This window comes from Vibrio sp. H11 (genome assembly GCF_004804295.1).
Lineage (GTDB): Bacteria > Pseudomonadota > Gammaproteobacteria > Enterobacterales > Vibrionaceae > Vibrio > Vibrio ostreae.
On sequence record NZ_SSHN01000001.1, the window covers coordinates 402056 to 414776 of the forward strand.

13 protein-coding genes and 1 other RNA gene are annotated in these 12721 nt (G+C 52.6%); 11 read left to right on the plus strand and 3 right to left on the minus strand.

Annotation, left to right across the window (positions count from 1 at the left end):
• The first annotated feature begins 6 nt into the window (after positions 1 to 6).
• The 6 genes from fliE to fliJ are packed head-to-tail and all read left to right on the plus strand — an operon-like array spanning position 7 to position 5667.
• A complete protein-coding gene (gene fliE, locus E6C74_RS02055; protein ID WP_136482882.1) occupies positions 7 to 363 on the plus strand; it encodes a flagellar hook-basal body complex protein FliE in 357 nt (118 codons plus the stop codon).
• Positions 364 to 365: 2 nt separating this feature from the next.
• On the plus strand, positions 366 to 2114 hold the full coding sequence (gene fliF / locus E6C74_RS02060) for a flagellar basal-body MS-ring/collar protein FliF (protein ID WP_136482884.1): 1749 nt from the start codon (positions 366 to 368) through the stop codon (positions 2112 to 2114).
• The gene (locus E6C74_RS02065; protein WP_136482886.1) at positions 2077 to 3096 is read left to right on the plus strand and encodes a flagellar motor switch protein FliG; all 1020 of its coding nucleotides are present in this window, start codon (positions 2077 to 2079) and stop codon (positions 3094 to 3096) included. Before fliF ends, E6C74_RS02065 begins: the two co-directional genes overlap by 38 nt.
• 3 nt (positions 3097 to 3099) lie before the next feature.
• Positions 3100 to 3843, plus strand: a complete 744-nt coding sequence (gene fliH, locus E6C74_RS02070) for a flagellar assembly protein FliH (RefSeq protein WP_136482888.1) — start codon at positions 3100 to 3102, stop codon at positions 3841 to 3843.
• A complete protein-coding gene (fliI, locus tag E6C74_RS02075; RefSeq protein WP_136482890.1) occupies positions 3836 to 5182 on the plus strand; it encodes a flagellar protein export ATPase FliI in 1347 nt (448 codons plus the stop codon). Before fliH ends, fliI begins: the two co-directional genes overlap by 8 nt.
• 44 nt (positions 5183 to 5226) lie before the next feature.
• Positions 5227 to 5667, plus strand: coding sequence for a flagellar export protein FliJ (gene fliJ / locus E6C74_RS02080; RefSeq protein WP_136482892.1), 441 nt, complete (start codon positions 5227 to 5229; stop codon positions 5665 to 5667).
• 62 nt (positions 5668 to 5729) lie between these two features.
• On the opposite strand, the gene E6C74_RS02085 is transcribed toward fliJ, so the two are convergent.
• Positions 5730 to 6797: a PLP-dependent cysteine synthase family protein gene (locus E6C74_RS02085; RefSeq protein WP_136482894.1), complete on the minus strand. Its 1068-nt coding sequence runs from the start codon at positions 6795 to 6797 to the stop codon at positions 5730 to 5732.
• 120 nt (positions 6798 to 6917) lie between these two features.
• Between E6C74_RS02085 and E6C74_RS02090 the strand changes: the two genes are divergently transcribed.
• Entirely contained in the window at positions 6918 to 7379 is a 462-nt protein-coding gene (locus E6C74_RS02090; RefSeq protein ID WP_136482896.1) for an Lrp/AsnC family transcriptional regulator, read from the plus strand.
• Positions 7380 to 7600: 221 nt separating this feature from the next.
• On the opposite strand, the gene tesB is transcribed toward E6C74_RS02090, so the two are convergent.
• A complete protein-coding gene (tesB, locus tag E6C74_RS02095; protein WP_136482898.1) occupies positions 7601 to 8464 on the minus strand; it encodes an acyl-CoA thioesterase II in 864 nt (287 codons plus the stop codon).
• Positions 8465 to 8597: 133 nt separating this feature from the next.
• Between tesB and E6C74_RS02100 the strand changes: the two genes are divergently transcribed.
• Positions 8598 to 9092 carry a YbaY family lipoprotein gene (locus E6C74_RS02100; RefSeq protein WP_136482900.1) on the plus strand — a complete coding sequence of 165 codons (495 nt, stop codon included), beginning with the start codon at positions 8598 to 8600 and terminating at the stop codon, positions 9090 to 9092.
• Between the two features lie 67 nt (positions 9093 to 9159).
• Here the strand turns inward: E6C74_RS02100 and E6C74_RS02105 are convergent, their stop codons facing one another.
• Positions 9160 to 9465 (minus strand): MGMT family protein, encoded by a 306-nt coding sequence (locus E6C74_RS02105; RefSeq protein WP_136482903.1) that lies wholly within the window; start codon positions 9463 to 9465, stop codon positions 9160 to 9162.
• A 61-nt stretch (positions 9466 to 9526) separates the two neighbouring features.
• Between E6C74_RS02105 and E6C74_RS02110 the strand changes: the two genes are divergently transcribed.
• The 3 genes from E6C74_RS02110 to ffs all read left to right on the plus strand — a co-directional run bounded on the left by E6C74_RS02110 (position 9527) and on the right by ffs (position 12640).
• Positions 9527 to 10264: a hypothetical protein gene (locus tag E6C74_RS02110; RefSeq protein ID WP_168796929.1), complete on the plus strand. Its 738-nt coding sequence runs from the start codon at positions 9527 to 9529 to the stop codon at positions 10262 to 10264.
• 127 nt (positions 10265 to 10391) lie between these two features.
• Positions 10392 to 12404 carry a transporter substrate-binding domain-containing protein gene (locus E6C74_RS02115; protein ID WP_136482905.1) on the plus strand — a complete coding sequence of 671 codons (2013 nt, stop codon included), beginning with the start codon at positions 10392 to 10394 and terminating at the stop codon, positions 12402 to 12404.
• Positions 12405 to 12543: 139 nt separating this feature from the next.
• Positions 12544 to 12640: signal recognition particle sRNA small type (gene ffs / locus E6C74_RS02120), an RNA gene on the plus strand.
• Positions 12641 to 12721 lie beyond the last annotated feature (81 nt).

A 12721-nucleotide genomic window follows, 5' to 3' on the forward strand; every position in this document is an offset into this window, starting at 1 on the left:
GGAAACATGGCAAATCAAATGATAGCGAATGCAATGTCAGCCGAGCAGCTGATGCTGGGCAAAATGGACGCGATGCGTGACATGGCGACACCGCAATTTGTGGTGCGTCCGAATCCGGTTGATGAGCCGTCGCTCAATCAGCCGCTCTCTTTTTCGGCGGCGATGACCAGTGTCTTAGACCGGGTTAACGCTCACCAGTCGGTTGCCAGCCAAATGATGACGGATGTTGAAACCGGTAAAAGCGATGACCTGGTCGGAGCGATGATTGCCAGCCAAAAGGCCAGCCTGTCTTTTAACGGCCTGCTGCAGGTTCGTAATCAGGTGGTCGGAGCGTTTGATGACATTATGAAAATGCCGGTGTAATCATGTCTGAACTTTCTACTCAAGTGGCTGGCGCGGCCAGTCTCAGTCCGCAAGTCTCCGCAGCTTCAGCGGCGCCGGGCATGGAAAACATTACCCGTAAGGCCAAGCAGCTTTGGTCGAGCAGCCAGCGTAACCTGGTGTTGTCGGCAGTACTGGCGGCGATTGTGGCAGCGATCATTGTGGTGGCGCTATGGAGTTCATCCCAGAGCTTTCGTCCGCTGTATGGCCAGCAGGAGCAGTTTGATGTCGGCGAAATTGTTTCTGTGCTGGAATCGGAAAGCATTAACTACCGCCTGCAGGAGCAAAACGGCCAGGTTCTGGTGCCGGAAGGGGATGTGGCGCGGGTACGTATGTTACTGGCGGCGAAAGGCATCAAGGCCAAGCTGCCAACCGGGCTGGATTCGCTCAAAGATGACAGCTCGCTCGGCACCAGTCAGTTTATGGAAACGGCGCGTTATCGGCATGGTCTGGAAGGCGAGTTAGTACGTACTATCATTGCTCTTAACGCGGTCAACAATGCACGTGTTCATCTGGCGATTCCGCGCCAGACACTGTTTGTGCGCCAGAATGCCGAAGCGCCGTCAGCCTCAGTGATGCTCGAGCTGAAAGCGGGGGAAGATCTGAAAGCGGAGCAGGTTGAAGCGATCATCAACCTGATTGTCGGCAGTGTGACCGGCATGAAACCGGAACACGTCTCTGTGGTGGATCAGTATGGTCGCCTGCTGAGTGCCGATGTGGCTTCCGGCGAAAGCGGTAAAGTGAATGCCAAGTATCTCGACTATCAGAAAAACCTCGAGAAGCAGGTGATTCAGCGGGCGTCGGATATGCTGACGCCGATTGTCGGACCGAGCAACTTCCGGGTTCAGGTTGCCGCTGATATGGACTTCAGCCGCGTGGAAGAGACGCAAGAGATTCTCGACAACGCGCCGGTGGTGCGCAACGAACATACCATACAGAATAATTCGATTGATCAGATTGCGCTGGGAATTCCCGGTTCACTGAGTAATCAGCCGCCGGTGACCGGTGAGCAGCCGACCAATGACAGTGAAAACAGTAACGCCCGTCTGGAAGTGAATCGTCAGTACGCGGTCGGCAGCAGTGTGCGTCGTACCCAGTATCAGCAAGGCCAGGTGCGCAAGCTGAACGTGTCCGTGCTGCTCAATTCGGCGTCAGCCCCTGGTGCGGAAGGCTGGAGCGATCAACAGAAAACCGAGATCTCCGCCATGCTGATGGATGCGGTCGGGATTAACGCTGAGCGTGGCGACAGCCTGAGCCTGATGACGTTCAACTTCACTCCGGTAGAAATCGAAGCACCACCAAGCATTCCATGGTGGCAGGATCCGACCGTGCAGCAGCCACTGCGTTACGTGATTGGCGGCTTGCTTGGTCTGGCAATGATCTTCTTTGTGCTGCGTCCGTTGATCATGCACCTGACCGGCGCGGATCGTCGCGATCGCGAACTGGACGTGGCGCCGCCACCGGAAGAGCCGTATTACGAAAATCTGCAGACGCGTGAAGAGCGCGAGCGTGAAGAAGCGCTCAACCGTCGTCTGGAAGAGAAAGGCATTAAAGCCAGCACGGGCCTGGATGTGACCAGCGATATGCTGCCACCGCCGGGATCGCCGTTAGAAATTCAATTGAAGCACCTGCAACTGATCGCCAATGAAGAACCGGCACGGGTAGCAGAAGTACTGAAACAGTGGGTAAATGTGAATGAGCACAGCACAGTCAACGCAGAACCAGAAGTTTAACCATATCGAGCAGACCGCGCTGGTACTGCTAGGTATGGGTGAAGACGCGGCGGCCAAAGTGCTGCGTCATTTCAGCCGTGATGAAACTCAGCGTGTCACCCGCGCGATGGCCAAACTGAGTGGCATCAAGAGCGACAGCGCCAAGGATATCATTCAGCACTTCTTTGAAGATTTTCGTCAGCACAGTGGTATTCGCGGTGCATCGAAAGAGTATCTGTCGAATACCCTGCGCAAAGCGCTGGGTAATGACCTGGCTAAAGGGTTGCTCAACAATCTGTATGGCGATGAAATTCGCAATAACATGCAGCGTTTACAGTGGGTTGATGCCGAGGTGCTGGCGCGCTTTATTGCCAATGAGCACCCGCAGATGCAGGCGATTTTTCTCGCTTATCTGCCACCGGACAGCTCTTCAGCGGTGCTGAAAAATCTGCCGTCTGACTATCAGGACGAGTTGTTGTATCGCATTGCGCGTTTGCAGGATATCGACCATCAGGTCGCCAACGATCTGAACGAACTGATTGAGCGCTGCATTGAACAGGTATCCATGACGCAAAGCGCGCCCCTGTCCGGCGTTAAGCAGGTGGCGGATATTATTAACCGCTTCGAAGGCGATCGTGCGACCCTGATGGAAATGCTTAAACTGCATGACGAACAAGTGGTGAGTGAAATTGAACAGAACATGTTTGATTTCATGGTGCTGGGACGTCAGCGTGAAGAGACCATGGACCGTCTGGTGCAGGAAATTGCGGTCGAGCAGTGGAGTATCGCGCTGAAAGGGGCCGAGATTACCCTGCAACAGGCAATCAAACGCTCCATGCCACAGCGGATGGCGAAATCACTCGAAGATGACATGCAGGCCCGCGGCGCAGTGGCGCTGAGCCGGGTAGAACAGGCACGTCAGGATATCATGCAAACGGTGCGTGAACTCAATGATGCCGGTGAAATTGAACTGCTGCTTTATCAGGAACCGACGGTGGAGTAAGCCATGGCAACGGAAAAAATTATGCGTCTGCCGAGTGGCAGCTATCGTCGTCACCGTTTCCCACCCCTGGCTCAGCCGGTCAACGCTAAGTCTGAGCCGGGCATGGAGGATGAGTGGTTAGACAGTCAGGTTGATGTTCAGCAGCAACTCGAAGCAGGTTTTCAGCAAGGTTTGCAGCAGGGCTACGATGAAGGTGTGCGTCAGGGGATTGAACAGGGTCACAAGCAGGGGCAACTGGAAGGTCAGAAAGAGGGCTTTCAGAAAGGGTTTGTCTCGGGCGAACAAACCGGTAAACAGACATTTCTTGACGCCGCCAAGCCGGTGAACGAGCTGTATCAGCGTCTGTCTGATTGGCAGGCCGAGCGTGAGCAGCAGCAGCGCCATATGATTTGCGAACTGGTGCAGAAAGTGGCGCAGCAGGTCATCCGAGCAGAACTGACGCTGATGCCGCAGCAGATTTTGTCGTTGGTGGATGAAACACTTGATGCGATGCCGGGTAAAACCGAAAGCGTGACCGTACATCTGAATCCGCAGGATCTGGATCGCATCCGCCAGGTTAATGCCGATCTGCCGCAAAGCTGGAAACTGGTCGCCAACAAAGAGCTGCCGGCTGGTGGCTGTCATCTGGTGACGGATGATGCCGAAGCGGACGCCAGCTGTGACTCACGTTTGGAAACCTGTATGGACAGTGTCAAGCAGCACTTGCTCGAAGAGGTGATTAACCCGGCTGAGGCTGAGCATGAGTAACCCGGTTGCGTCCGGTCAGTTGTCAGAGCGGCTCAATGATGCTCTGGCATCACTCGATTCGGTACCGGTGGCACGCGTCACCGGACGTCTGGTCAAAGTGAATGGCCTGATGCTGCAGGCGGTCGGCTGTCGGTTTAAGCTCGAGCAGCGCTGCATGGTTGAAACGGCGGAAGGCGACATGATCGAAGCGCAAGTGGTTGGTTTTGATCATAATGTCGCCTATTTAATGCCCATTCGTCGTTTGGGCGGCTTGTTTGCCGGCGCCAAGGTGATTCCGCTTGAAGGCGATAGTATGGTGCAGATCAGCAGCCAGTGGCTGGGGCGGGTGGTGAATGGTCTCGGCGAACCACTCGATGATGGCCCGGCGCTGCGGGGTGGTGAACGGGTATCGCTTGAGCCAAAGCCAATTAACCCGCTTAAACGCCGTCCGGTCGATACGCCGCTGGATGTAGGCGTACGGACAATCAATGGCTTACTGACGGTCGGCAAGGGCCAGCGCATCGGTCTGATGGCGGGCAGCGGCGTGGGGAAAAGCGTGCTGATGGGGATGATCACGAAGAACACCGAAGCGGATGTGATTGTGGTGGGCCTGATTGGCGAGCGCGGACGCGAAGTGCGTGAATTCATTGAGCGTAATCTGAGCGAACAGGCTCGCAAAAAGGCGATTATTATCGCGGCACCGGCCGATGAGTCCCCTTTGATGCGCCTGCGTTCAACCTTATTATGTCACCGGGTCGCGGAGTATTTCCGCGATCAGGGCAAAGATGTGCTGCTGCTGATGGACTCTCTGACCCGTTATGCCATGGCGCAGCGTGAAATCGCGCTCTCGCTCGGCGAACCGCCGGCGTCACGTGGTTATCCGCCGTCGGTGTTCAGCATACTGCCGCAACTGTTAGAGCGGGCCGGTAACAGTGACAACCTGGATGGCAGTCTGACCGCTATTTATACCGTGCTGGCGGAAGGCGATGATCAGCAGGATCCTGTGGTTGACTCAGCCCGGGCAATCCTAGATGGTCACGTCGTGCTGTCACGCCAGTTGGCCGAGCAGGGGCATTACCCGGCCATCGATATTAATGCGTCAATAAGCCGTTGCATGTCGGCCTGTACCCAGCCGGCACATGTCACTGTGGCGAACCAGTTCCGTCAGCTTTATTCAAATTATCTGCAGGTCAAAGAGCTGCTGCCATTAGGTGGCTATCAGCCGGGGCAGGATAGCGAACTGGATCGGGCGGTTGCCATGTATCCACAACTGAAAGCCTATTTACAGCAGGCCGCCGGTGAAGTGGTCGATTATCCGTCCAGTCTGACCCAGCTCGCACAGCTGTTTCAGAATCAGTAGCTTATCCTGCATCAGACAGGGTGCGCAGGCAGAAAGAGGTGGTGATGAAAGATAAAATTCGCGCAGTCGGTAAATTGCAGCAGGTTGAAGAGAAACGCCGGGATCGTATCGGTCAGCAGCTTGACACCATGCGACAGCGTCATCAGCATATGCAAAATCAGCTGGAGCAGCTAGCGCAGCTCAAGTCCGGCAACGGCGAATCGACCCGGCAGGCCTCGGCGCTCAACAGCACGGTACTGATGAATCTCAGCCGGGTTGATCACATGCTGCAAAAATTGCTGGTGCACCACGAGCAGGAACAGGCGGTGATGGAAGCACAGTGTCACTCGGTACAAAAAGAGCTCGCCAGTCGTCACGCAAGAGTGAAAGGTATTGAGCAGGTACTGGATCGCTGGCGCAGGAAGCAGGATTACGACAAAGCGCGCAAAGAGCAAAAGCATATCGAGGATATTCTCAATGCGCGCTATCGTAAGCGTGAGCTGTAACGACAGCATTTAAAACTCGCTGATAGCAAAACAACAACCGCGAGCGCTTAACGTTCTTTTTATCAGGCCAGCTTGCCGCTGGCCTGAAATCTTTCCAGCTGCCTCAGGTACGGCGTCAGATCGCCGATACGGGAAGCCAGCCAGGCCGGATTATAATACGTATCAAGGTAGCGCTCGCCGCTGTCACACAGCAGGGTCACAATCGAGCCCTGTTCACCTCTCTGCTGCATCTCACTGGCCAGTTGTAACGCTCCATACAAGTTGGTACCGGTCGAGGCTCCTGCTTTACGACCAATCACGCGCTCAAGCCAGTGGATGGTCGCGATGCTGGCGGCATCATCAATAACCCGCATTTCATCAACCACATCGGCGATAAAACTCGGCTCCACACGCGGGCGGCCAATACCTTCTATTCGGCTGCCACAATCGCGGGTCAGATGACCATCGCGGGTACGGTAATAGTCGGCAAAGACCGAGTGCTCTGGGTCAACCACACACAGTTTGGTGGTGTGCTGCTGGTAGCGGATAAAACGCCCTATGGTTGCGGACGTACCGCCGGTACCGGCGCTCATTACGATCCAGCTTGGCACCGGATGCGGCTCAAGCTGCATCTGGCGGAAAATACTGTCAGCGATGTTGTTATTGCCGCGCCAGTCCGTCGCGCGTTCCGCGTAGGTAAACTGATCCATATAATGGCCGCCCAGTTCCGTTGCCAGCCGGCGCGATTCGGCATAAATCTGATCCGAACGGGCGACAAGATGCGCTTTACCACCATAAAATTCAATCTGTTCAATCTTTTTACGCGCGGTGCATTCCGGCATGACCGCGATAAACGGCAGTCCGAGCAGACGGGCAAAATAGGCTTCAGACACCGCAGTACTACCGGAAGACGATTCAATAATCGGCGTATCACGGCCAATCCAGCCATTACAAATCGCATACAGAAACAGGGAACGCGCCAGGCGGTGCTTGAGTGAACCGGTCGGGTGGGTGCTCTCGTCCTTGAGGTAAATATCGATACCGTCCAAACAGGGCAGGTCAAGCTTGATCAAGTGAGTATCTGCTGTACGTTGTACATCAGCTTCGAGGATGCGGATGGCATCGGTTGTCCATTTGGTATCGCGCTGCATGACTGTGCTCCTTAACAGGTAATGGAAATAATTTACCCACCTTCGGTGAGAAAAGCTTGGCTAAATTCGGCCTGGGTTGCTAGGTTTGGAGAATAATTTTCTCCCAATGATGAAGTTGTAATGGAACTGGATAAAGTGGACCGCCAAATTCTGGCCATGTTGCAACAGGATGCGACCCTGTCACTCAATGAGCTGGCAGAGGCCGTCAACCTGACCACCACGCCGTGCTGGAAACGGCTGAAAAAGCTGGAAGAGAGTGGTGTACTGACCAAGCGGGTGGCATTGCTCGATGCCGATAAACTCGGCTTAGCTTTTATCGCGTTTGTGATGGTGAAAACCAGCGATCACTCCCATGAATGGTATCAGCGTTTTGTCAGTAGCGTTGAGTCTTATCCGGAAGTGATGGAGTTTTACCGCATGGCGGGAGAGTATGATTACATGATGAAAGTACTGGTCAAAGACATGAAACACTTTGACCAGTTTTATAAGAAGTTAGTCAACGGCGTCGACGGGCTCAATAACGTGACCTCCACCTTTGCAATGGAATCATTAAAATACACCACCGAGTTGCCACTGTCTTAACGTGTTCCGGGCGCACGCCCGATTGTCAGCCAAACAGCCAGGCGAGCAGCAGAACGAAAATCAGCAGACCGGCAAATGCTTTCAGCAGCGGTTTGATATCCGAACTGCCGCCGTTTGGTGGTTGATTACAGCATCCCATAAGATGACCCCCAGTAGGTGAATTCCGCCAACAGTGTAACGCTTACCCTAAGGGCAAGGTAAAGCATGAAAAGGCTGGCTGCCTAGCGATCTTTAAATCGCATCACCCCTTCCTGTACAGCACTGGCGACCAGGTCACCCTGCTGATTGTATATTTCGCCCCGTACCAGACCGCGTGTATTGCTGGCCGTCGGGCTCTCAATGGCATACAGCAACCATTCATCCATTTTAAACGGACGGTGGAACCAGATAGAGTGGTCAATGGTGGCAACCTGAAACTTAGGCGTCATCAGCGTGACTTCATGAGGATGCAGGGCGGTCACCAGGAAGCCCCAGTCGGAAGCGTAGGCCAGCAGATACTGGTGAATCAGCTGATTGTCGGGCATAGCGCCGTTGGCACGAATCCAGAGGTACTGTTTGGGTTCTGCCTTTTCTGGTTTGAGAGGGTTAATCACGGTGACCGGGCGCATTTCAATTGGCTTTTCACCGCACAAGATTTTTTTCACTTGTGGCGGCAGCAGGTGAGCAATCTGCTCCGCAAGTTCCGATTCGGAAGCAAAGTTTTCCGGCCCGGGTACATCCGGCATGGTTTTCTGATGTTCAAAGCCCGGCGCTTCACCGTGATATGAGGCGGTGAGGTAGAAGATCGGGCGGCCGTTTTGAATCGCTTTGACCCGGCGGGTAGAAAAACTGCGTCCGTCACGCAGGTTCTCGACATCATAGATGATTGGTTTTTCCGGATCGCCCGGATAAAGGAAGTAGCTATGGAAAGAATGTACGGTGCGCCCTGCATCCACGGTATAGCGCGCAGCAGAGAGTGCCTGACCAATCACTTGCCCGCCGTATACCTGTGGCAGGCCAAGGTTTTCACTTTCGCCGCGGTACAATCCTTCTTCCAGTTTTTCCAGCTGGAGTAAACTCAACAGCTCTTGCAATGGTTTGCTCATAGCGCCTCTCTTATTGTGTTTTTACTCTACTATTTTGTGAGCCAGGTCAAATGCTTGTCAAGACCTGCGTATAAGGATGACACGCCAATCTTCGTTATCTACAATGAATACAGGTTCACTAAATAAAAACACGATGAAAAATATTCTGATTTTGACGTCAACGTTAATTATTGGCTCGGCTTTATCCGGTTGCCAGATGACCGATAATGGCATGCATCAAACCACGCCTGCTCTGGAAAAAGCTGAAATTATGCCCGACAAGGTGCTGGATACCGTGAGCGGCACAGTTGCTTATCGCGAGCGTATTGCGCTGCCGGATAACGCGATTGTACGGGTTTCCCTGTTTGATGTTTCAAAAGCGGATGCACCGGCTACACTGCTCGGAACCCAGGAGTTTACCACCTGGGGGCAGCAGGTGCCGTTTGAGTTTTCTATTCCTTATGATTGCGCCGACATTGATCCGAAACACCGCTATTCAATCAGCGCCCGCATCGAAGTGGATGGTCGTCTGATGTTCATCAGTGACAGTCATTATGGCGTGATTACCGACGACAAGCGCACGCACCAGGTCGAGATGAACCTGATCCGTGTTCATGAGGCACAGGGCAACAATGACAGCGCTGAGTAACTGAAATCGGTTGAGAACTGAGACCGGTGAATGACTTAAACCAGTGAATGGCTAAACCAGTGAATGGCTAAACCGGCTGCCAGCGGAACAGACGCAGTGCAATCTTACCGGCGCTGCTTACCGCGATACCTTCCGCAACCAGTTTCTCCCTTTGTCGCTCCCAATCAGGGCCGGTGAGGGAAATCTCACCTTTACTGTTAATAACCCGAAACCACGGCAGGGTGCTGTCCGGAGGCAGATTTCCGAGCGCCTTACCGACGTGGCGGGCATAACCCGGATAACCGGCCATACGTGCAATATCACCGTAAGTGGAGACTTTTCCACAGGGAATTTGGTGAATAACGGCAAAGATCTGCATTAAAAATTGGTCCATAATGACAAAGTCCTATTTTATTCTAGGGTAAGGATTCCAGGGACAGGATAAGGAGCGGGCGTTGCTATTGTCTACTTTTCAGTTCATCACCACAATACTGCTGGCGATGGTCTGTGCGCGAGCACTTGGCCTGAGTGGTGGTGACATGCCATTTATTGCGTTTGTCATTCCGGCTTTGTGGCTGCTAAGCCGCAGCGGCTTCAGCGGTGTTATTCTGCTGCTGGGCGTATTAAGTTATGCGTTAACCATTCCTTATCAGCCTGCCTCGCTTTCGGTCAGCATGTGGGTCATTTTCCCTCTGTTGATGGTGGTATTTTCCCACCCGCGTAATATGCCGGTGATCGCAGTGGGTATTTTGATTGTGGTGACCCTGGAAGTCGGCATCATGGTCACTCAGTCGGCCGGGAAGCTGTCAGGGACACCGGCCATGACCATGGTGCAGATCATCGCGATAGGCATGATTTGGTGGGCGGCGGCAAGCTGGAAACCGACCCAGCAACACAGCTGGTGGCCGTTGGCTCTTGTGGTTCCGCTTTGGGTTGCCGGGCTGCAGATGGCAGCGGTGCTTGCTTTGTGCCTGACCGGATTAGTGGCAGTGATCGAAAACCTGAGCCAACAAAAAAAATTCCAGTGGGGGAAATTGCTATGCTGGACACTGCCTTCAGTCGGATTTATGGCCGTGATTCTGTCACCGGAAATTGACGTCCCTAATCCGGTGTTTGTCGTGTGGTTATGTCTGCTGGCAACGGCCTGGATGACCGACTACATCCTCAAGAGTAATGAGCAACAACCGCTGTAAAATATGCATGAAAAATCTAAGTCAGTGCAAAGTTATGAGCTGGGCTCAATGAAGTCTTTATGCATATGCCTAAAAAATGGTTATTATCAGTCACTACTAAAATAAAAATGTATTTATACCAACGTCAATGCTTAAAACTCTAGTCACTCGTGCTTGTTTGGGTCTGGTGCTGTTCGTCTGTTCAGTATCGGTCCATGCAGAGCAAACTGCTGACGCGCCCTATTTAGTCGCTACCGAAGCCGACGATGTGGTCACGCGCGTGCTGTTTGATACCATCGCGTATCAATTCAATGTCGACATTCAATATGTCAATTATCCCAGCTTTGATGCGATTCTTAAATCCGTTGAGTCTGGCGAAACAGACTTTGCCGCCAATGTTACCTATACCAGTGAGCGCGCTCAGCGGTTTGATTACTCTGCGCCGACCAATATCGAATACACCTATTTATACAGCCATAATAATGCGACGCTAACCGGGATTAAGCGTATCGGTATCCCGAAAGGGACGATTTATGGAGAGCTGGTGGCGAAAAACTACCCCGATATTGAGCAGGTTGAGTACGACAGGGCCGAAGATGCGCAGGCGATGCTCAAAAGTGGCGAAGTGGATGGCGTGATCGATGCCATCAATCAGCTCAAACCTATGCTGAGTGCGGGTATGGATGCTCAGCTATTGAATGACCATATCTCTATTCAGCCGGTGTCGATTGTGGTGCCGAAAGGTCAGCACGGGGCGTTGCTGAATCAGTTTGAGGCCTATATTCATTCGGCGAAAGTGCAGAAATTACTGCGCGAATCGATACAAAAATATCAGTTCGATATCCGCAAGCAGGCTCTGCGCCAGGCGGTACTCGACAGTGATATCAATTTACAGCGTCCGCTGCGGGTTAAGCTGGAAAATCTACCCCAGTTTGCTCACTACGCCAGTGATGGTTCGGTGCGTGGTATCAGCGCGGATATCCTGTTTCAGGCCTGTGATCTCTTAGTACTAAAATGCGATTTGGTCAGCAAAGCCGACGAAACCTGGGAAAGCATGTATAACGACATCCAGCAGGCCCGCATCGATATGATCGCGCCAATCACTATCTCACCGCCGCGCAAAGAGAAAGTCTATTTCAGCGAAAGTTATTACAGCCCTCAGGCCATAATGGTTAAACGTGAAGGCTATAAGGATAACGTCTACAGCAATGTGTCGGAGTTGGTCGTTGAACGTATTGGTGTGGTGAAAAACGACTTTTTCGAAGAGCTGATGATGCGCATGCTGCCCAACAAAACCTTGCAGACCTTCGATTCACAAAATGAACTGATTCAGGCACTGGTCGAGAAGCAGGTTGATTACATTGTTCTCAGCCTGGGTAACTTTAACAATGTATTACGTCACTCCCATTCTCTCTTACCTATTGTTGAAGATGAGCTGATCGTCAGTTTTTATACTTATCATGTCGGCATTGCGTTTCCGAAAAATGCCTTTGGTGCCGCACTCGCTCCGCTTATCAGCCGTGCGATCAAAATTATCGACTCACAGAAAATCGTTAAACATTATGACTATCAGCCGGATTGGCGTGCGACACTTTTGACTGAACAACGAGTTGCCCGGCATAGTCAATGGTTGTTTGCATCTCTGAGCGTGTTTTTATTGCTTATCGCGGGTTATCTGCACTTTTTGTCAGACACCGATAATCTGACCAAACTACGTAACCGCCGAGCCTTGTATCGTCGCTACCGACGCGGAATTTCGCCGAGTAACACGCTGATATATTTGGATGTGAATGACTTTAAATCGATTAATGGCAACTATGGTCCTGAAATCGGTGACAAGGTACTAAAGCAACTGGCCAGCCGCATCAATCATGTCTGGCGTGGCAAAGCTTATCGAACCGGTGGTGATGAGTTTGTGCTGATTGGCGATGTAAAAGGTGAAGAGCTGAAGTCGGTAGTGAATAAACTGCACAGCTTCCTGTTTATTTGCACCGAGCGTGACATCAGTTTTGAGGTAACGGCGGCCGTTGGGGTGTCAAGCGGGCGCAGCAAGCAATTGTCGCTGCATGATGTTATCCAGCAAACCGATGGCGCCATGACTGATGAAAAACGCAGCTGGGCAGGTCAGGATACACGCGACGCGCTTTATCATGGCTTGTGATTCGAACACCGAATCGCTCAATTGCTGGACAGTTGAAAGAAAATCAATGCTTTTGGTCTGATTTGGGGTTGCAATGAGGATAGGGATGCTTGATAATCGTTCCCACTCTTCGGCCGCAAGCTGAAGTGAACTATGGGGGCCTTGGTCCTCCCGCAACACTAGTTCGTGAACCTGGTCAGGTCCGGAAGGAAGCAGCCACAGCGGATGATGTGTGTGCCGGGATGTGGCTGGGGCCTCCACCCAATTTTGGCGCTGAAAGCATAAAGCGTCCCAATAAAAGCATAAGCTGTCCTTTTAAACCCCATAAAGTGCCCTAA